The sequence below is a fragment of the Geothrix sp. 21YS21S-2 genome, from assembly GCF_030846775.1.
Classification (GTDB): Bacteria; Acidobacteriota; Holophagae; order Holophagales; family Holophagaceae; genus Mesoterricola.
Map to the genome: position 1 here is coordinate 2,676,521 of NZ_CP132910.1, position 23,559 is coordinate 2,700,079.

General features: G+C 67.9%; 19 protein-coding genes and 1 pseudogene. 12 read left to right on the forward strand and 8 right to left on the reverse strand.

All coding sequences use genetic code 11. The features are described from left to right. The first annotated feature begins 993 nt into the window (after positions 1-993). Positions 994-1,602, forward strand: a complete 609-nt coding sequence (locus RAH40_RS11730; protein WP_306597717.1) for a hypothetical protein — start codon at positions 994-996, stop codon at positions 1,600-1,602. A 56-nt stretch (positions 1,603-1,658) separates the two neighbouring features. On the opposite strand, the gene RAH40_RS11735 is transcribed toward RAH40_RS11730, so the two are convergent. Beyond that, on the reverse strand, positions 1,659-1,793 hold the full coding sequence (locus RAH40_RS11735) for a hypothetical protein (protein WP_306597718.1): 135 nt from the start codon (positions 1,791-1,793) through the stop codon (positions 1,659-1,661). A gap of 61 nt (positions 1,794-1,854) precedes the next feature. Then, the gene (locus tag RAH40_RS11740; protein WP_306597719.1) at positions 1,855-2,313 is read right to left on the reverse strand and encodes a MarR family winged helix-turn-helix transcriptional regulator; all 459 of its coding nucleotides are present in this window, start codon (positions 2,311-2,313) and stop codon (positions 1,855-1,857) included. Positions 2,314-2,446: 133 nt separating this feature from the next. On the opposite strand from RAH40_RS11740, the gene RAH40_RS11745 reads away from it, so the two are divergent. The 3 genes from RAH40_RS11745 (at position 2,447) to RAH40_RS11755 (ending at position 6,543) form a co-directional block, all read left to right on the forward strand. Continuing rightward, a complete protein-coding gene (locus tag RAH40_RS11745; RefSeq protein WP_306597720.1) occupies positions 2,447-3,058 on the forward strand; it encodes a YceI family protein in 612 nt (203 codons plus the stop codon). 73 nt (positions 3,059-3,131) lie between these two features. Next, positions 3,132-4,571, forward strand: a complete 1,440-nt coding sequence (gene sbcB / locus RAH40_RS11750) for an exodeoxyribonuclease I (RefSeq protein ID WP_306597721.1) — start codon at positions 3,132-3,134, stop codon at positions 4,569-4,571. Positions 4,572-4,605: 34 nt separating this feature from the next. Continuing rightward, positions 4,606-6,543 (forward strand): translation factor GTPase family protein, encoded by a 1,938-nt coding sequence (locus tag RAH40_RS11755; RefSeq protein WP_306597722.1) that lies wholly within the window; start codon positions 4,606-4,608, stop codon positions 6,541-6,543. A gap of 21 nt (positions 6,544-6,564) precedes the next feature. Here the strand turns inward: RAH40_RS11755 and RAH40_RS11760 are convergent, their stop codons facing one another. Further along, the gene (locus RAH40_RS11760; protein ID WP_306597723.1) at positions 6,565-7,542 is read right to left on the reverse strand and encodes a quinone oxidoreductase; all 978 of its coding nucleotides are present in this window, start codon (positions 7,540-7,542) and stop codon (positions 6,565-6,567) included. 383 nt (positions 7,543-7,925) lie between these two features. Then, the gene (gene dctA / locus RAH40_RS11765; RefSeq protein WP_306597724.1) at positions 7,926-9,221 is read right to left on the reverse strand and encodes a C4-dicarboxylate transporter DctA; all 1,296 of its coding nucleotides are present in this window, start codon (positions 9,219-9,221) and stop codon (positions 7,926-7,928) included. Between the two features lie 391 nt (positions 9,222-9,612). Here dctA and hisC point away from each other — a divergent pair, with 391 nt between their 5' ends. Beyond that, positions 9,613-10,686 carry a histidinol-phosphate transaminase gene (gene hisC / locus RAH40_RS11770; protein WP_306597725.1) on the forward strand — a complete coding sequence of 358 codons (1,074 nt, stop codon included), beginning with the start codon at positions 9,613-9,615 and terminating at the stop codon, positions 10,684-10,686. Here hisC and RAH40_RS11775 read toward each other — a convergent pair. Beyond that, a complete protein-coding gene (locus tag RAH40_RS11775) occupies positions 10,683-11,621 on the reverse strand; it encodes a nucleoside recognition domain-containing protein (RefSeq protein WP_306597726.1) in 939 nt (312 codons plus the stop codon). The two genes, hisC and RAH40_RS11775, sit on opposite strands and share 4 nt — an antisense overlap. 111 nt (positions 11,622-11,732) lie before the next feature. On the opposite strand from RAH40_RS11775, the gene RAH40_RS11780 reads away from it, so the two are divergent. The 7 genes and pseudogenes from RAH40_RS11780 to RAH40_RS11810 all read left to right on the forward strand — a co-directional run bounded on the left by RAH40_RS11780 (position 11,733) and on the right by RAH40_RS11810 (position 20,444). Then, entirely contained in the window at positions 11,733-13,130 is a 1,398-nt protein-coding gene (locus RAH40_RS11780; protein ID WP_373432575.1) for a sigma-54 interaction domain-containing protein, read from the forward strand. Positions 13,131-13,328: 198 nt separating this feature from the next. Continuing rightward, positions 13,329-14,912, forward strand: a pseudogene (locus RAH40_RS11785) (acyl CoA:acetate/3-ketoacid CoA transferase); the annotation flags it as partial. Between the two features lie 205 nt (positions 14,913-15,117). Beyond that, a complete protein-coding gene (locus RAH40_RS11790; protein ID WP_306597729.1) occupies positions 15,118-16,416 on the forward strand; it encodes an MFS transporter in 1,299 nt (432 codons plus the stop codon). A gap of 34 nt (positions 16,417-16,450) precedes the next feature. Next, positions 16,451-17,692: a hypothetical protein gene (locus RAH40_RS11795; protein ID WP_306597730.1), complete on the forward strand. Its 1,242-nt coding sequence runs from the start codon at positions 16,451-16,453 to the stop codon at positions 17,690-17,692. An 11-nt stretch (positions 17,693-17,703) separates the two neighbouring features. Further along, positions 17,704-18,015 (forward strand): hypothetical protein, encoded by a 312-nt coding sequence (locus tag RAH40_RS11800; RefSeq protein ID WP_306597731.1) that lies wholly within the window; start codon positions 17,704-17,706, stop codon positions 18,013-18,015. A 31-nt stretch (positions 18,016-18,046) separates the two neighbouring features. Continuing rightward, positions 18,047-18,841 (forward strand): SDR family NAD(P)-dependent oxidoreductase, encoded by a 795-nt coding sequence (locus RAH40_RS11805; RefSeq protein ID WP_306597732.1) that lies wholly within the window; start codon positions 18,047-18,049, stop codon positions 18,839-18,841. Positions 18,842-19,244: 403 nt separating this feature from the next. Next, positions 19,245-20,444: an ATP-binding protein gene (locus tag RAH40_RS11810; RefSeq protein ID WP_306597733.1), complete on the forward strand. Its 1,200-nt coding sequence runs from the start codon at positions 19,245-19,247 to the stop codon at positions 20,442-20,444. 10 nt (positions 20,445-20,454) lie between these two features. On the opposite strand, the gene RAH40_RS11815 is transcribed toward RAH40_RS11810, so the two are convergent. From RAH40_RS11815 to RAH40_RS11825, 3 genes are read right to left on the reverse strand one after another with little or no spacing between them, the layout of a single operon-like run. Further along, complete coding sequence (locus RAH40_RS11815) at positions 20,455-21,627, reverse strand: SpoIIE family protein phosphatase (protein ID WP_306597734.1); 1,173 nt, start codon at positions 21,625-21,627, stop codon at positions 20,455-20,457. Next, complete coding sequence (locus tag RAH40_RS11820; protein ID WP_306597736.1) at positions 21,617-23,302, reverse strand: [Fe-Fe] hydrogenase large subunit C-terminal domain-containing protein; 1,686 nt, start codon at positions 23,300-23,302, stop codon at positions 21,617-21,619. The genes RAH40_RS11815 and RAH40_RS11820 overlap by 11 nt, the downstream gene beginning before the upstream one ends. Further along, on the reverse strand, positions 23,299-23,541 hold the full coding sequence (locus RAH40_RS11825; protein WP_306597737.1) for a (2Fe-2S) ferredoxin domain-containing protein: 243 nt from the start codon (positions 23,539-23,541) through the stop codon (positions 23,299-23,301). Before RAH40_RS11825 ends, RAH40_RS11820 begins: the two co-directional genes overlap by 4 nt. Positions 23,542-23,559 lie beyond the last annotated feature (18 nt).

Here is a 23,559-nt window from a genome sequence, read left to right on the forward strand (position 1 = left end):
CCCGGCGGGCGATGCGGGGGAGTCATCGTGCGGATGGGATCACTCGGAAAACCAGTCCCTGCGCGGTATTGCGAGGGATCACGACCAGAGGGCCATCCTGAAAAATAGTCGGAGGCCAAATTTGGGAGCAGAGGGTCGTAGGTTAGAATCCTATCGCCCCGACCAAAAAGAAGGCCTTGGAACCAAACGATTCCAAGGCCTTCTTCTTTGCACTCATAGCAACCAGTCCTTACCGCCTGCCAGGATCGTCATCACATCATCACAATTTCAAACGGTTCACACCTGTAATGGATGTAATGAAACGCCAGGCTTGGCCCACTAGAGCAATCACTTCGTGCGGTCGCCACCATGAAGACGAGCATTGGCACGCCAAAGTAGTTACTTCATTACAACGTACCATCAAAAAAACCGACCGCGGCACGACCTGTGCCAGTAGGACTGGGGTTTGGGCGATGTCCTTGTAAAATGAAGACTTCACGATTGCAAGATCGTCCATAGAGCTTGGCCCCATCGGCACCATCCGGTCCTTGCCGCCCTTGCCGTCCCGGACGTGGATCAGCTGTTGCGAGGCACCTTTCGCAAGGGAGAAGGATCCTGGAATAAGGGTCGGGGTTCCCAGGTTCCCACAGCCGGCGCTGGCTTCCTTGGACGTCACCAGCGATGGACTTGTGGACCGTCTTCACGTCCTGATTCCACCTCCGGCGTTTGCCGAGTTCCCAGCATCGGCAGGAGCCGCTCGGCCAGGGATCGAAGCGGGCCCCGCAGAGGGTGCAAAATGGCTTTTTCATGGTGCCTTGCAATCGCACCGTCCCATACCGCATGAGGACATGAATCGCATTGCGGGTGATCCTGGCGCGTGAAATAAACGACTAGTGTGTCATCAAATAATCATTATTTTGCAATGCCAACGGAACTGCCTATATTCAACCTGCCGCACGCCTGCTGTAGGTGGGCGATCCTTTCAGTCCGTGAACCCATGCAGAGGAGAATGTGATGACCCAAAGCCCACGATTTTCGTTCCTTTCTGGCCTCAATCGCACATCCGTGCGCGTCGGGCTGGCCATGGCCTTGGCGGCCGGCCTTGGGGTTTATACCTCGGCATCGGACCATGAAGGCGGGGAAAGGGAGGAGAGTCTGGTCAGGCGCGGCTTCGCCATGGTTCCGAAGGGCGTGACGCTCGATATGCGGGGCCGCAACCATGCCCTGGTCGGCCTGGGCAGCTACATCGTGAACACCGGTGGCTGCATCGACTGCCATACGCATCCGACGTATATGCCCGGCGGCAACCCCTTCGCCGGTCAGCCAGAGGTCGTGAACAGCGCGCAGTACCTGTCGGGAGGTCAGCAGTTCGGGCCATTCACCTCGGCCAACCTGACGCCGGACAACACGGGGCGCCCGGCCGGCTTGAGCCTCAGCGAATTCGTGAACCTGATGCGAACCGGCGTCGATCCGGATTGGACCCCGGCGTCGAATCGGCCAAAGCTTCTTCAAGTCATGCCGTGGCCGGCCTTCGGCAAGAAGTCCGATCGCGATCTGGCTGCGATCTACGAGTACTTGAGCGCGATTCCGTCGCTGCCCAACAACCCGAACCCGGGTCCCTGAGCGCGCGAGGGACCTGGATGCCCGCGTCGCGGTAGGCCTGTTCAAACCGTTGGCCCCTACGGCGGGACCATGGCGTTTGAAGGCGCGAGGCGCGTCCCGCCCAGATCATTGGGCCTGGGCAGCCTGGCGGCGCCCAGGACCTCCCGCAGATCCCGCGCCGGATGAGCGTAGGGGAGAGTGACTGCACCCATGCAGGGGCCCTTGACGGAAGGGCCGGACCCAGGCCGGAATCCTCCCCGGCGCCCTGCCCCATCACCCCCGGTCGGCCTCGCTCCGGAGGGCGTCCCTCAGGCGGTCCAGGAGGCCCAGGAGCGCGGCGCGCTCCCCGGCGTCGAAGACCCGGGCCACCTCCCGCACGGCCTGGGCCTCCACGGCCCCCACCCGTTCGGTGAGGGCCCGGCCTTCGTCCGTGATGGAGACCCGCACCCCGCGCCGGTCCCCGGGGTCCTCCCGGCGCCGGACCAGGCCCTGGGCCTCCAGGCGGATCGCCAGGCGCGACACGTCCGCGAACCGGTAGAGCATCCGGCGCCGGATGTCCTGCACAAGGTAGCCGCCCTCGGGTCCGCCCCGGAGGATCCGCAGGAGGTTGTACTGGGGGTCCGAAAGCTGGAACTCCGCGAAGACCCGGTTCTCCAGGAACCGGCCCAGGAACTCCCGGGTGAGGAGCACGGCGAGGATCACGTCCTCCCCCTCGGCCGGGGGACGGGACATCCGCAACTCCTCCCGCAGGTCCATGGGCGCCTCCGGGGAGCAGTGTAGCAAAAAATTCCAAAATACGGGTTGCAACTCATGAGTTTCAACTCATATTGTATTGCGCGTTGAAACGCGTAAAAAGGAGACGCCCATGACCAACCTCAGCCATCCCACCCTGAGCTCCGTGCTCGGCACCGCTTTGTTGCTCGCCTCCCCGGACCCGGCGTTTGCCAGGGACCTCTACCGGATCGACCCCACCCACTCCCAGGTGGGCTTCCGCGTGCGCCACCTGGTGACCCGGGTGCCGGGGGAGTTCCGGGTCTTCGAGGGGACCCTGGAGGTGGACGGCCAGGACCTCTCCCGGTCCTCGGTGGCCGTAACGATCCAGGCCGCCAGCGTGGACACCCGGCTGGAGGCCCGGGACAACCACTTGCGCAGCGCGGATTTCTTCGATGCCGAGCGCCACCCCCTCATCACCTTCCGCAGCACCCGGGTGGTGGACCGCGGCCAGGGGCGCCTGGAGGTCACCGGGGACCTCACGATCAAGGGCATCACCCGGCCCGTCACCCTCGCGGCGATGAGCCTGGGGGCGGTGCGTACGCCCTTCAAGGACACCCGGGCGGGGTTCGAGGGCACCGTGAAAGTGAACCGCAAGGACTTCGGCATGAACTGGAACCTCCCCCTCGACCTGGGCGGAACGGTGCTGGGCGAGGAGGTGGAGATCTCCCTGGCGGTGGAAGCGATCAAGCAGGAGGCGCCGTGAGCGCCGGACCTGCACCGGACGGGGGGCTCGCGCGCTAAAGTTAGGCCTTCCCCCCCGCTCCGGAGGCACGCCCATGGACCCCACGTTCTATTGGCACGACTACGAGACCTTCGGAGTCGATCCCCGGGCGGATCGGCCGGCGCAATTCGCCGGACTGCGCACCGACCTGGACCTCAGGGAGGTGGGGGAACCGCTGGAGATCTGGTGCCGCCTCTCGCCGGACTACCTGCCCCAGCCCGAGGCCTGCCTGCTCACGGGGATCGGACCCGGGGCCGTGGGGCGCCTGGGGCTGCGGGAGGCGGACTTCATCACCGCCATCCACACGGAGATGGCCCGGCCCGGGACCTGCACCGTCGGCTACAACAGCCTGCGCTTCGACGACGAGGTCACCCGCTCCACCCTGTTCAGGAACCTGCTGGATCCCTACGCCCGGGAGTGGAAGAACGGCAACAGCCGCTGGGATCTCCTGGACGTCCTCCGCCTGGCCCGGGCCTTCCGCCCCGAAGGGATCGTCTGGCCGGACCAGGAGGACGGCACGCCGTCCTTCCGGCTGGGGGACCTCACCCGTGCCAACGGGATTCCCCACGGGGAGGCCCACACCGCCCTGGCCGATGTGCGGGCCACGCTCGCCCTGGCCCGCAGGCTGAAGGCGGCCCAGCCCAGGCTCTGGGACTTCGCCCTCAAGGCGCGCGGCAAGCAGTGGGTGCGCGCCCAGGCCGATCCCGCCCATCCCCAGGCCCTCATCCACGTCTCGGGCATGTTCAAGGCGGCCCAGGGGTCCTTCTCCCTCGTCTGGCCCGTGGGGGACCAGCCGGACCGTCCCAACGAGATCGTGCTCTGGGACCTGCGGGTCCCCTTCGAGCCGTTCCTGGACCTGGACGTGCCGGCCCTCCGGGAGCGGATGTTCGCGAAGGCGGAGGACCTGGCCTCGCGCGGCTGGGAGCGCCCGGGCGTGAAGACCCTGCACACCAACAAGTGCCCGGTCATCGTGCGGGACCTGCGCCTGCTGACGCCGGCGGTGGCCGAACGCCATGGCCTCGACCTGCCCGGCCTGGAGGCCCGGGGCGCCGCCCTGCAGGCGCAGACGGCCTTCCGGGCCCGGCTGGTCGAGGCCAGCGGCTCAGCGTTCGCGGGCCCCGGCTCCGCCGACCCGGATTTCTCCATCTACGGAGGCTTCTTTTCCGATGCCGACCGCGCGTGGATGGACCGGATCCATCTGTCGGCCCCCGCGGAGCTGGGCAGGCTCAGGCCCGTGTTCAAGGATCCCCGGCTCCCGGAGCTCTTCTTCCGCTACCGGGCCCGCAACTGGCCCGAGCTGCTCACCCCGGCGGAGGCGGAACGCTGGGCGGCCCATTGCCGGAACCGGCTGGAGCATCCGCCCCTGGAGAGCCTGCTGGGCCTGGACCGCTTCCGGGAAGTCCTTGCGGGGTTCCGGAAGAGCCATCCGGAACGGACGGCCCTCTGGCAGGAACTCGAGGACTGCCTCCCGGCCGAGGTTCCCTCCGAACGGTGACGAAGGCGCCTCGCGGGTGTGGTGGAATGGTCCCATGCCCGAAGCGCCCCGCCCCTCCCTTCCGCCCTGCCCCCGGGGGCGCGCCATCCGCACCTTCGGCGTCCTCGCCCACGTGGATGCGGGCAAGACCACCCTCACCGAGCAGATGCTCTTCCACAGCGGCAGCATCCGGGCCCTGGGGAGCGTGGACCGGGGCACCGCCCACACCGACTGGATGGACGTGGAGCGGGAGCGGGGCATCTCGGTGCGGTCCGCGGTCACCACCTTTACCTGGCGGGACGTGGAGGTCAACCTCATCGACACGCCCGGGCACGTGGACTTCGGGGCGGAGGTGGAGCGGTCGCTGCGGGTCCTGGACGGGGCGGTGCTGGTCCTTTCGGCGGTGGAAGGGGTCCAGGCGCAGACGGCGGTCCTCTGGAAGGCCCTGCGCCGCATGGGCATCCCCACGGTCGTCTTCATCAACAAGACCGACCGCATGGGGGCGGACCCCGCGGGGGTCCTGGCCCAGGTCCAGCGGCGGCTCTCGCCCATGGCCCTGCCCCTGCACCCCGGGGAGGACTGGCCGCAGACCGTGGAACGGGTGGCGGAGCTGGACGAGGCCATCCTCGACCCCTGGGCCGAGGGGCGCCCGGTTTCCCCCGCCCTGCTGAGGGCGCGCATGGCGGCCCTGGCCCGGGCGGGTAGCCTCTACCCGGTGCTGTTCGGCTCGGCCCTGAAGGGGCTGGGCGTGGAAGAGCTCCTGGACGCGGCCGTGGACTGCCTGCCGCCCCCCGCCGGGGACGTGGACGGGCCGGTGTCGGGGCTGGTGTTCAAGCTGGAGCACGACAAGACCATGGGCCGGATCGCCTACGTGCGCCTCTTCAGCGGGGAGATGAGGAACCGGGACGCCGTGGCCAACGCCACCCAGGGGACCCAGGAGAAGATCACGCAGATCCGCCGCGTCCGGGCCCAGCGCCACGAGGACGCGGGCCTGCTCCAGGCGGGGGACATCGGCTCGGTCTGCGGCCTCCAGGCCCGCATCGGGGATGTCCTGGGCGACCCGGCCGGGGTGCCGGAGGGCTGCGCCATGGCCGTGCCGCTCCTGACCGTGCAGGCCTTCGCCGGCCAGGAGGCGGACTTCCCCCGGCTGGTGGCGGCCCTGAAGGAACTCGCGGACGAGGACCCGATGCTGGAGCTGCAGTGGCTCCGGGATGAACGGGAGCTGCACCTGCGCATCATGGGCGTCATCCAGATGGAGGTGCTCACGAGCCTCCTGGCGTCCCGGTTCGGGCTGGAGGCCCGGTTCGGCGCGCCTTCGGTCATCTACCGCGAAACCCCCGCCAGGGCGGGGGAGGGTTACGTCGAATACACCATGCCCAAGCCCTGCTGGGCGGTTCTGCGCTTCGCCATCGAGCCCGGGGAGCGGGGCTCCGGGGTGGCGTACGCCTCGACGGTGCGGGACGACGCCATGCTCCACCGCTACCAGAACCAGGTGGAGAGGACCCTGCCCGAGGCCCTGAAGCAGGGCCTCCACGGCTGGGAGGTCACGGATCTGAGGATCACCCTCGTGGAGGGCCAGCACCACCTGGTCCACACCCACCCCCTGGATTTCGCCGTGGCCACCCCCATGGGCATCATGAACGGCCTGGAGGCCACCGGCACCACTCTCCTCGAGCCCATGCTGGCGTGCGCCATCACCGTGCCCGCGGCCCTGGGCAACCGCGTGATCGGGGATATCCTCCAGATGCGCGGCACCTTCGAGGCGCCTGCGATCGGCGGGGGCGAATTCACCGTGGAGGCGCGGCTCCCCGTGGCCACCTCCCTGGACTACCCCACGCGCCTGGGGTCCCTCAGCGGAGGCCGCGGGGTGCTCTCCACGCGCTTCGACGGGTACCAGGAATGCCCCCTGGAACTGGGCGCCGCCAGCCCCCGCCGGGGCATCGACCCCCGGGACCAGGCGAAATACATCCTGGCGGCGCGCAAGGCGCTCTGACCGCGGCGAAGCGGGCCCGGATCAGGCGCCGGTGACGAGGACGCCGGTCCCCGTGGTCGCCCGGGACTCCAGGTCCCGGTGGGCCTGGGCGGCGTCCTTCAGGTCGTACCGCGCGCCGATGCCGATCCTCACCTTGCCGGAGAGCACCACGTCGAAGAGTTCCCCGGAGGTGGCGAGGAGGTCGGGCCGTCCTGCGATGTAGGTGCCCAGGCTCGGGCGGGTCAGGAACAGGGAGCCGTGGCTCGTCAGTTCGGTGATGGCCAGGGGCGGCACGGGGCCCGAGGCGCTGCCGAAGGAGACCATGAGGCCCAGGGGCCGCAGGCACTTCAGCGAACCGGGGAAGGTGTCCCGGCCCACGGAGTCGTAGACCACCGGGACGCCCTGGCCGCCGGTGAGCTCCTTCACGCGGGCCACGAAGTCCTCGGCGCGGTAGTTGATGCAGTGGTCGGCCCCGTGCTGCCGGGCCAGCTCGCACTTCTCCTCGGAGCCGGCCGTGCCGATGATGGTGGCCCCGAGGGCCTTCAGCCACTGGCAGGCGATCAGGCCCACCCCGCCGGCGGCGGCGTGGAACAGCACCGTCTCGCCCGGTTCCACCCGGTGCGTGCGGCGGATCAGGTACTGCACGGTCATGCCTTTGAGCATCATGGCGGCGCCCTGCTCGAAGCTGATCCCGCCGGGCAGCAGGCAGAGGCGTTCGGCGTTCAGGTTGCGCAGCTCGCAGTAGCTGCCGGCCGCCATGGCGTAGGCCACCCGGTCGCCCGGTTTCACGGCCGTGACGCCGGGGCCCACCGCCTCCACCACCCCGGCGCCCTCGTTGCCGGCCACCGCCGGCAGGGGCATCGGGTAGAGGCCGCTGCGCTGGTAGCAGTCCACGAAATTGACGCCGCAGGCCACATGGCGCACCTGGGCCTCGCCGGGCCCCGGCGCGCCGACGGCGAGTTCATCAACCTGGAGAACGTCGGGACCGCCGGTCCGGTGGAAGCGTACCGCCTTGGGCATGGGAACCTCCGGTGTGAGGGTACTTCAAACCCTCCACCCGGAACAACGGGTCCCGTCCGAAGCCGGGATTCAGGACAATTTCATTCGCCCCGGACGGCGACACGGGGGGGAGGGTTGGAGGGTCAACGGTTCCCTTTGAAAAAGCCGGGAACCGGCCCCGCCCGTTCGCCGGAGCTTCGAGAAATAGTCGTGGCGCGGGTTCGCGGTCAGCCATATCCGCGAGGACTGCGGAAAACCCATCCGGCGGGCTCTCCGATTCCTCCCTTCCCAAGGCGATCCTCGGAGTGCCCTCAAAAAGTGGCAGGCGGGTCGGCCCGCAGGGCATCCGAACGAAAAACCCGGGGCGGCGCCCCGGGTTCTCATGCGCAGGCAGGAGGGGACGGCTACTCCTCGGCCAGGGCGGCCTCGGGCATGGGTTCGTCCTCGTGGCGGTTGAGCACTTCGTGGAAGCGCTTCCAATCCAGTTCCTTCTCCCAGATGGCCATGAGCACGGCCGCCAGGCAGTTGCCGATGTGGTTGGTGATGGCGCGGGCCTCCGACATGAACTTGTCGATGCCGAGGATGAGGGCCATGCCGGCCACGGGGATGCCCGGCACCACGGCGAGGGTGGCCGCAAGGGTGATGAAGCCGGAGCCGGTGACGCCCGCGGCGCCCTTGCTGGTGATCATGGTGACCACCAGGATGCCCATCTGCTGGCCGAGGGTGAGCTCGATGCCCATGGCCTGGGCGATGAAGATCGAGGCCAGGGTCATGTAGATGTTGGTTCCGTCAAGATTGAAGGAGTACCCGGTGGGGATGACCAGGCCGACGATGGACTTGGAAAGGCCGAGGTGCTCCATCTTGGTCATCAGGGGGATGAGGGCCGATTCCGAGGAGCTGGTGGCCAGCACCAGGAGGAGCTCGCCCTTGATGTAGCGCAGCACCTTGAAGATGCTGAAGCCGGCCAGCTTCGCGATGCTGCCAAGCACCACGAAGACGAACAGGGCGCAGGTGGCGTAGAAAAGGCCGATGAGCTGGGCCATGGGCACCAGGGACCGCAGGCCGAACTTGCCGATGGTGAAGGCGATGGCCGCGCCGGCGCCGATGGGGGCCAGGTAGAGGATCTGCTTCATGACGCCGAAGAACATCTTGCTGACGTTCTCGAGCATGGCCAGGAGCGGGGCCTTGTACTTCTCGGGCAGGGCGGCCGCGGAGAAGCCCAGGAGCACGGAGATCAGCAGCACCTGCAGGATGTCGCCGTCGGTGAAGGCGCTGAACATGGTCTTGGGGATCATCTTCAGGAGGTGTTCCGAGACGGTCATGTGATGGGCCTGGGCCACGTACGTCGCGACAAGCTTGGGATCGAGCTTGGCGGGATCGGCGTGGAAGCTCCGGCCGGGGCCGAAGACGTTGGCCATGACCAGGCCGATGACGAGGGCGAAGGTGCTCACCACCTCGAAGTAGAGGATGGCTTTCGCGCCCACGCGCCCGGCCTTCTTGATGCTGCCGGCCCCCGCGATGCCCAGCACCACGCTGCACAGGATCACCGGCGGGATGAGCATCTTGATCAGGTTGATGAACCCGTCGGCGAAGGGCTGCATCTTGACGGCCGTGGCCGGGTAGAAGTGCCCCAGGAGGGCGCCAAGGACGATCATGACCGCGACCCAGTTGTACAGCTTGGAGGCGAACCTCTTGATCATGCGTGCTCCTTCCTGCGATTAAAGAAACGGATGGCCCCAGGGGGGGCCACCGGAAGCGGATATGGGCGCCCTGGAACAGGTCCGACGGGCCCGTCGGACAACCTCGGTTCAGGACTTTTCAATCGGAAATGATGAAGGAGTAGACCATTCCACCGTTGGTATGTCTATCGTGAAAAAACTATTGTTTTCACGGCGATTTCCATGGGGATGGAAGGTTCCCTTTCCCAATATTTTGATAAATCAAGGATGCCGGGCGTTACAAGCGACCGAGCGGATCCGCGCAGGAAAATGCCCCGGAGCCCGGGCCATGGAGGGGCAGGTCCGCCCGGGTGCCGAAGGCGGCGCCCGCCGGGGCACCCTCGGCTAAGCTGGAACAACCCCAGGGAGTCCCATGAGCCGATTCTGGAGCCAGGTCGTCCACACCCTCACCCCCTATGTCCCGGGTGAGCAGCCCAGGCTGGAGAACCTGGTGAAGCTCAATACCAACGAGAATCCCTACGGACCTTCCCCCCGGGCCCTGGAGGCCATCCGGGAAGCGGCCACGGACAGCCTCCGGCTCTACCCCGACCCCACCTCCGCCCGCCTCCGGCAGGTCATCGCCGCCCGCCACGGCCTCGATGCCCGGCAGGTGTTCGTGGGCAACGGCTCCGACGAGGTCCTGGCCCTGGCCTTCCTGGCCCTGCTCAAGCACGACCGCCCCCTGCTGTTCCCTGACATCACCTACAGCTTCTATCCCGTCTACTGCGCCCTCTACGGCATCGATCACGAGCAGGTTCCCCTGGACGGTGAATACCGCATCCGGGTGGACGACTACCGGCGCCCCAACGGCGGCATCATCTTCCCCAACCCCAACGCGCCCACCGGCCGCTGGCTGGACCTGGACGAGCTGCGCACCCTCCTGGCCGCCAACCCCGAATCCCCCGTGGTGGTGGACGAGGCCTACGTGGACTTCGGCTGCGACTCCGCCGTGACCCTCATCCAGGAGCACCCCAACCTGCTGGTGATCCACACCCTCTCCAAGGGCCGCTCCCTGGCCGGCCTTCGCCTGGGCTTCGCCATGGGACACCCCGGCCTCATCGAGGCCCTGGTGCGGGTCAAGGACAGCTTCAACTCCTACCCCGTGGACCGCCTGGCCATGGCCGGCGCCATCGCCGCCCTGGAGGACGTCCCCTGGTTCGAACGGACCCGCCAGGCCGTCATGCGCAGCCGGGAGGCCCTCACGGCCAGCCTGGGAGCCCTGGGCTTCGAGGTGCTCCCCTCGGCCGCCAATTTCATCTTCGCCAGGCACCCCCGGTGGGCCGGCGCCGACCTGACCGCGAAACTCCGGGAACGGGCCATCATCGTCCGGCACTTCAACCTGCCCCGCATCGATGCCTTCCTGAGGATCTCGATCGGGACGGACGAGCAGTGCGGGGTGCTGGTGGACGCGTTGCGGGAAATCGTGGGAAAGGGACAAACCACCTAGAAGATGATCAGATGCAGCACGCCCCGCAGCAGGATCCCCACCACGGCCCCGGCGACGGCCGGGCGAACCACGGAGGCGCAGCGGACCCCGGCTGAAATGAGGACGGCCACCCCCACCAGGTCGCAGGGATTGGTCAGGAAGCCGGCCATGCGGTTCAGTTCCAGGGGGGTGATGGCGCCCTCCTTCATGAGGTTCAGGGTGACGCCCATCATGGCGGTGCCGCCGGCCAGGTACTTGGTGGCCAGGGGGAGGACGGCGGAGGCGGGGAAGCCGATGCGGCCGAGGACGGGGGAGAGGACCCGCTCCAGCAGGGCGATGCTGCCGGTGGCCTTGAGGCCGTTCACCAGGAAGATGGCCAGGATCAGCATGGGGATGGCCCCGAGGATGACCTGCACGGCCTCCTGGCCCCCCTGGATCATGAGGGTGAGGAGGGGCCCCTTGGGCTGGGCGTAAGGGGTGGTGAGGGTGGCCTGGCCGTCCGGCTCGACCTCGACGACCGTGCGGGTGAATAGATAGTAGGTGAGGGCGGCAGCCGCCAGCCCCCCGGCCAGGGAGGTCAGCAGGATGATTCCCACGTTCAGGCCCACGGCCGCCATGGGATAGATGACGTTGGCCTGGGACATGGTGAGCACCATCGCCAGGGTGGCGGCGATCGCCCGGCGGGGGGTGCCGTCCTTCTCCATGACGGCGAGGGTGGCCAGAGGGGCGGCGAAACTGACGAACAGCAGCTGGACGATGGCGAACGCCCCGGCCCCCGGGACGCCGAAGCGCTTCAGGAGCGGTTCCACCCACCGGGCGACCATGGCCAGGATCCCCCGGGATTCCACGGCCTTCATGACGGCCATGAGGATGACGAGCACCGGCAGCAGCGTGTACAGCGCCACGTCGATGCCGGCCTTGCCGGACTGCAACATGATCCTGATCAGGGTTTCCATGGCTGATTATAGGACCGGACTCCTATAATGGACGGCACCTACCCCAAAGGCCCCCCCTTGACCCTCCCCCCCCACACCCTGCAGGATCCGGTCCGGCTTCAGCAGCAGGCCATGCAGTCGATGTTCGACTGCTTCGAGGGGCTGTGCGAGGGGACGGTGATCGTGGACCGGAACGCCCGGGTGGTCTGGATCAACGACCGCTATGCGGCCCGCCTGAGCGTGGATCCCGCCTGGGCCATCGGGCAGGAGATCGAAGCCGTCATCCCCAACAGCCTCATGCGCCAGGTGGTCCAGTCCAAGCAGCCCATCCTGCTGGACCTGCTGGAGACCAACGGCCAGACCTTCGTGGTCATGCGCATCCCCCTGCGGGACAAGGAGGGGGAGGTGGTGGGCGCGGTGGGGTTCGCCCTGTTCAGCCACTACGAGTCCCTGAAGCCCCTGTTCGAACGGTTTTCCAGCCTCCAGAAGGAGCTGGCCCGGGCCCAGAAGAAACTGGCCGAGGCCCGGCGCACCAAATACACCTTCTCCTCCTTCCTGGGCAACAGCCCCCCGACCATGGAGGTGCGGCGCCTGGCCCGGCGCGCGGCCATGCTGGAGGCGCCGGTGCTCCTGCGGGGCGAGACCGGCACGGGCAAGGAGCTGCTGGCCCATGCCATCCACTCCGGAGGGCCCCGGGAGGCGCAGCCCTTCGTGATCGTGAACGTGCCGGCCATCCCGGACACCCTGCTGGAGGCGGAGTTCTTCGGGGTGGCGCCGGGGGCCTTCACCGGGGCCGGGCGCCAGCCGAGGCCCGGGAAGTTCGAACTGGCCAACGGCGGGACGCTCTTCCTGGACGAGATCGGCGACATGCCCCTGGCCCTCCAGTCCAAGCTGCTGCGGGTGCTCCAGGAGCAGGAGTTCGAGCCCCTGGGGTCCAACCGGGTGATCCGGGTGAACGTGCGCATCGTGGCCGCCACCAGCCAGGACCTGGACGCCATGGTGGCCGAGGGCCGCTTCCGCAAGGACCTCTTCTACCGCCTGAACGTGCTGAACATCGCCCTGCCCCCCTTGCGCGAACGCCAGGGCGACATCGAGCTTTTGTGCGAGCACATCCTGGAGAAGGTGGGCGTCCAGAACGCCACCCTCTGCCGGGAGCTGAGCCCGGACGCCATCGCCCTGCTGCTGAACCATTCCTGGCCCGGCAATGTGCGGGAGCTGCGCAACGTCCTGGAGCAGGCCGTCATGAACACCGACGAACACCTCCTGGAGGCCTCGGACTTCCACGGCCTGCTCAAGCACGGCCCCCACCCGCCCCCCCGCCAGGCCCCGGCCCCCGCCGCCACCTATGCCGAGGCCATGGCCCAGGCGGAATGGCTGGTGCTGGACTCGGCCCTGAAGGCCTGCCAGGGGAAGGTGGTGGACGCCGCCCGGCGCCTGGGCATCGGCCGGGCCACCTTCTACAAGCGGCGGACCGCCCTGAAGGAGCTGTCTCCAAACAGAGACATGTCTCCATCGAGAGACGGAAACTGATAACTCCAGTGTCCAAAGCTTGCCGGCGGGAAAAAATGAGGCCTGATTCAGATGTTGCGAACCCGGCGATCTCAAATCAGAGACAGGAGTCCGATGAAGGTTTTTCCTAAACTCTGATTTTATTGGCGATTGTTAAGCCCTTGGATCTGGCACGACCTCTGCAAAAGAGCCTGGATATCCCTTTTCCAGGAGCTTCCCATGTCGAGTCAGACGCTCGCCCCGGCCGGACCCCGCGTCCGGCGCAGCAAAGTCACCACGGCCGCGGAGGCCGTCAAGTGCATCAGGAACGGCGACACGGTGGCCACCTGCGGCTTCGTGGGGATCGGCTTCGCCGAGAACGTGGCCATCGCCCTGGAGAAGCGCTTCCTGGAGACCGAGACGCCCCGGGACCTCACCCTCATCTATGCCGCGGGCCAGGGCGACGGCAAGGAGAAGGGCCTCAACCACCTGGGCCATGAAGGCCTGATCAGGCGGGTCATCGGCGGGCACTGGGGCCTGGCGCCCAAGCTGCAGGCCCTGGCCCTGGCCGAGAAGATCGACGCCTACAACCTTCCCCAGGGCGTCATCTCCCACCTCTTCCGGGACATCGCCGCCGGCAAGCCCGGGACCATCTCCAGGATCGGCCTGGGCACCTTCGTGGATCCGGAATTCGGCGGCGGCAAGATCAACAAGCGCACCACCGAGGATCTCGTCGAACACATCTCGATCCACGGCAAGGACTACCTCTTCTACAACGCCATGCCGCTGAACATCGGCATCATCCGCGGCACCACCGCGGACCCCGACGGCAACGTCACCATGGAACGGGAGGCCCTGACCCTGGAGGGCCAGGCCATCGCCATGGCCGTGCACAACAGCGGCGGCAAGGTGATCGTCCAGGTGGAGCGCCTGGCCGACCGCGGCACGCTCAACCCCCGCGACGTGAAGTTCCCCGGCGTCCTGGTGGACTACGTGGTTGTGGCCGAGAAGCCCGAACTGCACATGCAGACCTTCGGCGAGCAGTACAACGCCGCCTACAGCGGGGAGATCCGCATCCCCATGTCCTCCATCGCCATGCTGGAGATGAGCGAGCGCAAGATCATCGCCCGCCGCGCGGCCATGGAACTCAAGCCCAACGTCAACGTGAACCTGGGCATCGGCATGCCCGAGGGCGTCTCCATCGTGGCGGTGGAGGAGGGCGCCTCCGACTTCATGACGCTGTCCACCGAGCCGGGCGGCATCGGCGGCGTGCCCGCCGGCGGCCTCAGCTTCGGCGCCGGGTCCAATGCGGTGGCCATCATCGACCAGCCCTCCCAGTTCGACTTCTATGACGGCGGCGGCCTGGACATCTGCTTCCTGGGGCTGGCCCAGGCCGACCGCCACGGCAACCTGAACGTGAGCAAGTTCGGGCCCCGCCTCGCCGGCGCGGGCGGCTTCATCAACATCTCCCAGTCCACCAAGGTGGTCATCTTCGTGGGCACCTTCACGGCCGGCGGGCTGGAGATCGCCGTGGAGCAGGGCTCCCTCAGGATCGTCAAGGAAGGGGCCAGCAGGAAGTTCCTGAAGGAGGTGGAGCACCGCACCTTCAGCGGTTCCCAGGCCTTCAAGAACGGCCAGAGGGTCCTCTACATCACCGAGCGCTGCGTCTTCCGCCTCGTGGAGAAGGGCCTGGAGCTCATCGAGATCGCCCCCGGCGTGGACCTGGACCGGGACATCCTCGGGCAGATGGACTTCGCCCCGATCCTCGCCCCGGATCTCAAGCTGATGGACTACCGCATCTTCCGGGACGAGCCCATGGGCCTCCTGGACATGCTGCCCAAGGAATGAACGGAAGGCACCCCGGGCGCCGCCAGGCGTCCCGGGGCGCAGCTGTTGGCAACAAACAACCCAACCACCCGGTTTCTTAACCTCAACCCTTTTCCAAGGAGCTCTCGTGACGACCACTCTAAGTCCCGCAGTACCAAAGGGCACCGGTCCGGCCCCAGTCGAAGTCGGGCACAAGCAGATCGTGAAGGTCGCACTGGCCAGCCTGATCGGCACCTCCATCGAATGGTACGACTACTTCCTCTACGGCACGGCCGCGGCGCTGGTGTTCAACAAGATCTTCTTCCCCAGCTACGACCCGATCGTCGGGACCCTGCTGGCCTTCGCCACCTTCTCCCTGGGCTTCCTGGCCCGCCCCCTGGGCGGCATCGTCTTCGGCCACTTCGGCGACAAGATCGGCCGCAAGAAGATGCTCTACCTCACCCTGATGATCATGGGCCTGGCCACGGCCTGCATCGGCATGCTGCCCACCTACAGCGTGATCGGCATCTGGGCCCCCGTGCTCCTGATCACCATGCGCCTGCTCCAGGGCTTCGGCCTGGGCGGCGAGTGGGGCGGCGCGGTGCTGATGGCCGTGGAGCACGCCCCCGCCAACCGGCGCGGCTTCTACGGTTCCTGGCCCCAGCTCGGCGCCTTCATCGGCCTCCTGCTGTCCACCATGGTCTTCCGTGCGGCCAACTCCATGTGGTTCCTCCGGGCCGACACGAAGGCCGCCGCCGATGCCGCCTTCATCTCCTGGGGCTGGCGGGTTCCCTTCCTGCTCAGCTTCGCCCTCGTCGCCGTCGGCATCTGGATCCGGATGACCATCGCCGAGTCCCCCGTCTTCGAGAAACTGAAGGACCAGAAGCAGGAAGCCAAGATGCCCCTCATCGAGGCCATCACCAAGCACCCCAAGAACATCCTCATCGCCATGGGCGTGCGCTTCGCCGAGAACGGCCTCTTCTACGTCTTCACCGCCTTCTCCCTGGTCTACATCTCCACCTACCTGAAGATGGACCGCGCCGTCGGCCTCAACGGCCTGCTCTGGGCCGCCTTCTTCGCCATCTTCACCTGCGCCGGCTGGGGCGCCCTGTCCGACAAGCTCGGCCGCCGTCCCGTCTACATGTGGGGCGCCGTCTTCTGCGGCCTCATGGCCTTCCCCTTCTTCTGGATGCTGGGCACCAGGTCCCCCGCGATGATCGCCCTGGCCATCGTCATCCCCGTGACCATGGGCCACGCCGCGATGTATGGCCCCCAGGCCAGCTTCCTCTCTGAAATGTTCTCGGCCCGCGTCCGCTACAGCGGCGCCTCCCTGGGCTACCAGCTGGCCTCCATCTTCGCGGGCGGCCTTTCGCCGCTGGTGGCCACCTACCTCCTCAAGAAGGGCATCGAGAACAACCTGGCCTTCACCTACATCGCCTACTACATGATCGCCCTGGTGCTCATCACCGTCGTGGCCGTCTACTTCGCCAAGGAAACCCACAAGGACGGCATCGGAGCCTAGGTTCCGCGCCCTCCCTCTCATAAGGACACTCTCTATGAGCAAAGCCAGCATCATCGGTGCCTACAACACGGAGTTCGGCGCCTTCGTCAAGAAGGACAAGAAGACCGGCCTGATGACCGACACCAAGACCTACTACGATCTGCTGATCGAAGCCGGCCGCGGCGCCATCAAGGACGCCGGCCTGGAAGCCAAGGACATCGACGCCGTCTTCGTCGGTTCCTGCTCCCCGGGTTCCTTCATCAACCAGGAGCACGTGGCCCCCATCGCCGCCGAGATCGACCCCGCCCTGCGCTTCAAGCCCATGACCCGCTGCGAGTGCGCCTGCGCCTCCAGCTCCGTGGCTCTCTACGACGCCATCTACGCCATCGAGGCGGCGCGCTACAAGCACGTGCTGGTCATCGGCGTGGAGAAGATGAACCTCCTGCCCACCCCCCAGATGACCCACGTCCTGGCCTGCTCCTCCCATTGGCCGACCGAGGGTTCCCGGGGCATGTCCTTCCCCATGCTCTTCGCCGAATACGCCAAGGGCTACCAGGCCAAGTACAAGATCTCCAACGAGGACCTGGAGAAGATGCTCTGGACCGCCGGCGCCCTCTGCTACAAGAACGGCGCGGAGAACCCCCTGGCCCACGTGAAGAACGGCCCGGCCTCGGTGGAAGAGATCATGAAGCTCAACGAGCTGGACCCCAAGGGCCGCTGCAAGAACATGATGATCGCCGCTCCCCTGCGCCTGCATGACTGCTCCCTGGTCACCGACGGCGCCGCGGCCCTGGTCATCACCCAGACCGCCAACGTGGCCGACAAGCACCGGGCCGTCTCCATCGCCGGCATCGGCCACTCCTGCGAGCGCCTCTCCGAGAGCGTGCGCCCGAACATGTACGACCTGATGGCCGGCAAGGACGCCGCCGCCAAGGCCTACAAGGAGGCCGGCATCGTGCCGTCCGACATCGACCTGGCCGAGGTGCACGACTGCTTCACCATCAACCAGATCATCTCCACCGAGGCCCTGGGATTTTCCGACGACGGCCGCGCCGGCTACGACTACCTCGATGGGCGCTTCACCCGGGACGACAGGATCGCCATCAATCTGTCGGGCGGCCTGAAGTCCAAGGGGCACCCCGTGGGCGCCACCGGCGCCTCCATGCACGCGCTGATCTACAAGCAGCTGATCGGCGAAGCCATCGGCGTGAAGGCCAGGAAGGCCGACATCGGCGTGGCCTTCAACGTGGGCGGTTCCGCGGTCACCAACTGCGTGACGGTCCTTCGGAAACTCTAGGGAGGGCTCTCATGAACCCCATCAACTACAACGACATGCAGTTCACCGTCGAGAAGCGGGGCGAGGGCTGGGACATCCTCTGCGCCAGGGGCGGCGGCGCTCCCGCCGTCGCCGGCGCGGGCCTGTTCCCGGGCGCGACCGAAGAGGAAGCGGAAAAGCGGGCGCTGAAGGTCATCAGGACCGTCTTCCCCGTGGGCATCAAGTCGGTGGGCCCGGACGTGGCCCATCCCAACCGCATCGGCGACCTCAAGATCGTCGGACCCGACGTGCTCCATCCCAATTTCATCTACTGGGACAAGGACAGCGTCACGCCCAAGCACTGATCTCAATCATCCAACCAAGAGGGAATCCATTATGGAAATCAAAGGTAGCGTCGTTCTCGTAACGGGCGGAGGCAATGGCATCGGCGAGGCCGTGGTCAAGTACTTCGCCAAGCGGGGCGCCAAGGTCGCCATCGTCGACATGGTGCAGAAGAACATCGACCGCGTCGTCAAGGACGTGAAGGAGATGGGCGCCGAGTGCATCGGCATCCAGGCCAACGTGACCAGCGAGGCCGATACGGCCCGCTTCATCCAGGGCACCCTGGAGGCCTTCGGCCAGCTCAACATCTGCGTGTCCAGCGCCGGCATCATCCGGGACGGGACGATGCTGAGCCTGGACAAGGAGACCGGCCAGGTATCGAAGAAGCTGGGCCTGGACAAGTGGGCCGCCGTCATCGACACCAACCTCACCGGCACGTTCCTCACCATGCGCGACGCCGCCGAGGCCATGGTCAACGGCGGGTGGCCCGGGCTGCTCGTGCCCATCTCCTCCGTGAACAAGTGCGGCCAGGTCGGCCAGATCAACTACTCCTCGGCCAAGGTCGCCGACGCCCTGATGCCCAAGATCATCATCGGGGAGTTCCTCATGCGCGGCATCCGCAACGTCCGCTGCGTCGCCATCGCGCCGGGCTACACCGCCACGCCCATGCTCACCGGCATGAACCAGGAGGCCCTCAAGAGCATCCTGGAGGACGTGCACCTGGGCCGCCTCGTCTCCCCCGACGAGATCGCGTCCATCATCGGCACCGCCGCCGAGAACGAGGCCCTGAACGCCACGACCATCGAGATCACCGGTGGTCTGTGCTATCCCAAGGGCATCGCCAAGTAGGCTGGAGCACCGCACGATGAAACGGGCCGTCCCGGACTCCTGTCCGGGCGGCCCGTTTCCGTTTCAGGCCCGGTCCGGCTCCACCGGAGGCGGGCGCCAGGCCTCCGGGGGGACCGTCTTGGCTCCGGCCGGGGGCTGCTGGGGAGGAGGGAACCCGCGTCCCCCGCGGCCCCGGGGTCGTCTGGAAGCAGCATCGCCGCCGGGAGCCGGATGAGGATGGGCATGGAGAGCCTCCTGGGGATTCCCATTGCGCACGATAAGTGACTGGATTTGGAGGAATTGTAGCAAGGAAGTCCTCCGGGCGCGGCCAGGGTTGGGGCCGGGCACGAATGGCTCCAGGACCAAAAGTAACTTATACTTAAAAAAGTCTGGACTAAAAGACGAATTATATAAAAATGGTCCCATGAGCGACCGCCCTCGTTTGTACGCCACCGTGCTGGAGGACCACTTCCGGAGGAACCGGCAGATGGCCCTGGTCAGCGGGGCGCGTCAGGTGGGCAAAACCACCGCCTGCCGGGCCGTGGGGACAGCCTATTTCAATTGGGACAACCAGGATGACCGACGCATGCTCCTCCTGGGGCCCGGGGCCCTGGCGGAGCGTCTGGGGCTGGACCGCCTGCGGACGGAACCGGTGAGGGTCGTCCTGGACGAGCTCCACAAGTACTCCAAGTGGAAACAGCTTCTGAAGGGTTTTTTCGACACCTACCATGACCGGGCCCAGGTCCTGGTGACGGGCAGTTCCCGCCTGGACGTGTTCAGGCGCGGGGGCGACAGCCTCATGGGGCGCTACCTGCTCTATCGCATGCATCCCTGGTCCGTGGCCGAGTGCGTCCGGGTGGAGGTACCGGACCAGGAGATCCGTCCCCCGGTTCCCATCCCGCCGGAGGACTGGGAGGCGCTCTGGACCCATGGCGGGTTTCCGGAACCGTTCGTGCGCCGTGATGTCCGCTTCACCCGCCGCTGGCGTTCCCTGCGCATGGACCAGCTCGCGCGGGAGGACCTGCGGGAGGTCACCCGGGTCCAGGAACTGGGAAGCATGGAGACGTTGATGCGGATCCTGGCCGAGCGCAGCGGCCAGCAGCTCGTCCATGCCAATCTGGCGGCGGAACTGGGCGTGGCTCCTGAGACGGTTCGTCGCTGGGTGGACCTCCTGGCCCGGCTGCACTTCGGGTTCCTGGTCCGGCCCTGGTTCACGAATGTCGCCAAGTCCCTGCGCAAGGAGCCCAAGTGGTTCCTGCGGGACTGGAGCGGCATCACCGACGACGGGGCCCGGGCCGAGACGCTGGTGGCCTGCCATCTGCTGAAGGCGGTGGAAGGCTGGACCGACCTGGGCCTGGGCGAATTCGAACTTCGCTACCTCCGGGACAAGCAGAAACGGGAGGTGGACCTGCTGGTCATCCGGGACCAGAAGCCCTGGTTCCTGGTGGAGGTCAAGAAGAGCGAGACCCGCCTGTCGCCGGCCCTGGCCCATTTCCAGGAGCAGACCGCGGCACCGCATGCCTTCCAGGCCGTCCTCGGCCTGCCCTACGTGGATGCGGACTGCTTCGCGGCCCGCGGGCCCCTTGTGGTGCCTGCCCTCACCCTGCTGAGCCAGCTCCTGTGAGCCCCCTGATTCAGTAGTAGGAGACCCGCGTCTTCTTCAGGTGCCGGGTCTCCAGGAGCGCGGCGACGCGCCTGATGACGTTGCGGCGGATGTCGAGCTCCACGGGCAGGGCCGGGTCCTGGTGGGCCTCGTTCACGGCGGTGCCCACCTGGAAGTGGATGACGTCCGATTCCAGGAGGAGCTCCACCAGGCGCGAGGCGGCGTTGCGCCGCGGGCAGGCGCCGGCCTCCAGGTATTCGGAGACCTTGGCGAGGGTCAGGCAGCCTTCGGTGACCAGTTCCACGCCGGCCATGGCGGAGGGGGCGGGCACCTCCCGGTCGTGGAGGGAGAGGTCCATCTCCACCTCCCGGTTCAGCTCCCGGGCCAGGATGTTGGAGGTGGTGCCGCCGCACACCACCTTGCGCGAACCGGGGGCGTCCACCAGGGCCGCGAAGTCCCGGTCCCGGGCCCGATCGAAGGGGGGCCCCGTGAGCACCTGGAGCACCCGGGGCCGGCGAAGGTGGATGATGCCGCAGGTGACGTCGTCTCCGGCCGCGCCGCCGTCGTTCCACAGGGCCCGGTCCACCAGGAGTTCCGCCAGGCGCCGGCTGGAGAGGTCCGGGGTGCGGGCCAGCCTGCCCAGGGCGAAGGCGGCGGCCTCCGGCTCCCCCCAGCCCAGGGGGTGGGCCGGGGTGCCCATGCCGGACTGGGTCACCCCGTCCGAGCAGAGCACGATGCGGTCGCCCACGCTGCTCTGGAACTCGCTCACGCGCAGGCGCCGGTTCCCCCACCGGGGCTGGGCCAGGACGGTGCGTTCCAGGGGCACCAGGGCTCCGTCGCGGATGAGCATGATGGGCGGGTTGCCGTGCTCGAAGACCCGGGTGCGCCCGTCCCGGCGCGCGTCCACGATGGTGAAGGTGGAGTAGCTGATGCGGCGCACGGGGTCCACCGGCAGGGAGTCCATGAGGATGGCGGCGGCCTGGGCGGTGTCGATGTTCCACTCCACGTACTCCAGGGCCATGGAGGCCGTCACCGAGGCCAGCACCGCGGCCTCCACGCCGCTGCTGAGGCCGTCGGCCAGCACCGACACCACCCGGTGGCCGTCCTCCAGGCTGCGGGAGTGGAACAGGTCGCCCGACAGGTGCTCGCCGCCGCAGGGGAGCCCGAAGTGGTCCACCTCGATGAAGCGGGCCTCAGGCTCCATGGGGCCCCCGGAACTCGGCGATGATCGAGTTGAGGATCCCCTCGCTGCGCGCCGCATTGCGCCCCAGGCTGAAGGCGATCTCCTGGGCGTTGGCCAGCATGTTGTGGATGACCTCCTCGGCCTTGCCCACCATCTCCTTCTGCCGGGCCTCGGTCTCCGTGACGTCCAGGAGGAGGGCCCCCACCACCCGTCCCGGCTCCACCGTGAAGATGGTGGCGCTCAGCGTCCCGCCGGCGCTGGCGAGGTTCTGGCGGATCAGCTCGTCGCCGCCATCCAGCACCTCCCGGAAGCGGGCGCCGAAGTCCACGAGCTTGTCGATCCGGGCGCCGCACAGGCCCGGCTGGGTCTCGGCCACCAGCTCCGCCTCCGCGCCCAGGAGGCGCACGAACTGGTCGTTGCTCTCGATGATGCGCAGCTCCTCGTCCACGATCACCACCCCGAAGGGGAGGGTGCGCAGCAGGGCGTTGGCCTTCTTCTCGGCCAGGCGGCGCAGGTTGGAAACGCACATGCGGGTTTCCGCCCGGCCTCCCAGGATGGCGCCGGCCAGGTCCCGGCAGGTGTCGTACCCGCAGGCTCCGCAGTTCAGCTCGTCCCCGGGGCCCGCCTTGCCCAGGCGGCGCAGGGCGGCCTCCAACTGGCCCTCGGGGACCGGGTCTCCGGGGGGCACGCGGGGGGCGAAGGCCCGGGCCAGGGGGACGCCGGGTTCCCGCGGGTAGGCGCCGGCGGCTTCGGCGGCCCCGTCCAGCACCGCCATGCGGGCCGCCACGGGGGAGCGCCGCGCGGCCGGACCGTTCACGCAGCCGCCGGCGCAGGCCAGCAGCTCCAGGAAGAGGTTGCCCCGGGGCGCGGGCAGGTCCGCCAGCGCCTCCCGGATGGGGCCCAGGCCGCTGAGGGTGACGAAGCGGGTGCCGCGGGTGGCCATGCTGAGGGCCGTGGCCCGGGCCATGCCCCCCTCGATGGGGTAGAGGGCCCCTTCGGCGGCCGAGCCCAGGAGGAAGGCGCCTCCGGGCTCCAGGTCCAGGGGGTCGATGCCTTCCCGGGCCAGCCAGGCCCGCAGGTCCTCGAAGGTGAGGGCGGCGGCCAGGGTGGGAGCGTCCTCCACCTCCAGCTTCTTGGCGATGCAGGGGCCGATGAAGACCACCGGCATGTCCCCCAGCTCCGCCCGCAGGAGCCGCACGTGGGCCAGCAGCGGCGAGTCCAGGGGCGTCAGGTCGGCGATGCGCTCCGGCAGGTACGTGCGCACATAGTCCACGGCCACGGGGCACGCGGTCGATATCCAGATCCTGCCGGTGTGGGCGTCCAGGTCCCGCGCCAGGCGCGCCGACACCTCCTGGGCCCCCAGCGCGGTCTCGCTCACCCCCGCGAAGCCCAGGCGCTTGAGGGCCGCGATGATCCGCCCGGGACCGCCCGGGAATTCGCCGACGTAGGAGGGCGCCAGGGACACCACCACGGGCCGGTCCCCCCGCAGCAGCGCCTCCACCAGGGGCAGGTCGTCCCGCACCCGCTTGGCCCCGCTGGGGCAGGCCGAGACGCAGGCCCCGCAGGCCAGGCACCGCTCGGGCATGACCGTGGCGTGGGCGGCGCTGACCCGGATGGCCTTCACGGGACAGGCCCGCACGCACTTGTAGCAGTCCTGGCACTGGGCCTGCTCGGAGTAGACCGGGCCGGGCCTCACAGCGCCTTCCCCAGGTCCTCCAGGCAGGTGGCCGGATCCAGGAACGTGTCCCCCAGGCGCAGGTTCGGGCCGTGCTGGCACCGGCCCTCGCACCGGGCGCCCTTGAGGGCCACGCGGTCCTCCAGGCCCTTGCGCTTCAGGAAGGCCTGGAGGCGGGGCAGCGTCTCGTCGTTGCCCCGGGTGAAGCAGGAGCTGCCGAGGCAGATGGTGAGGGTGGGCAGGCCTTCGGCATCAGGCATGGGATGCCCTTTCGTGAG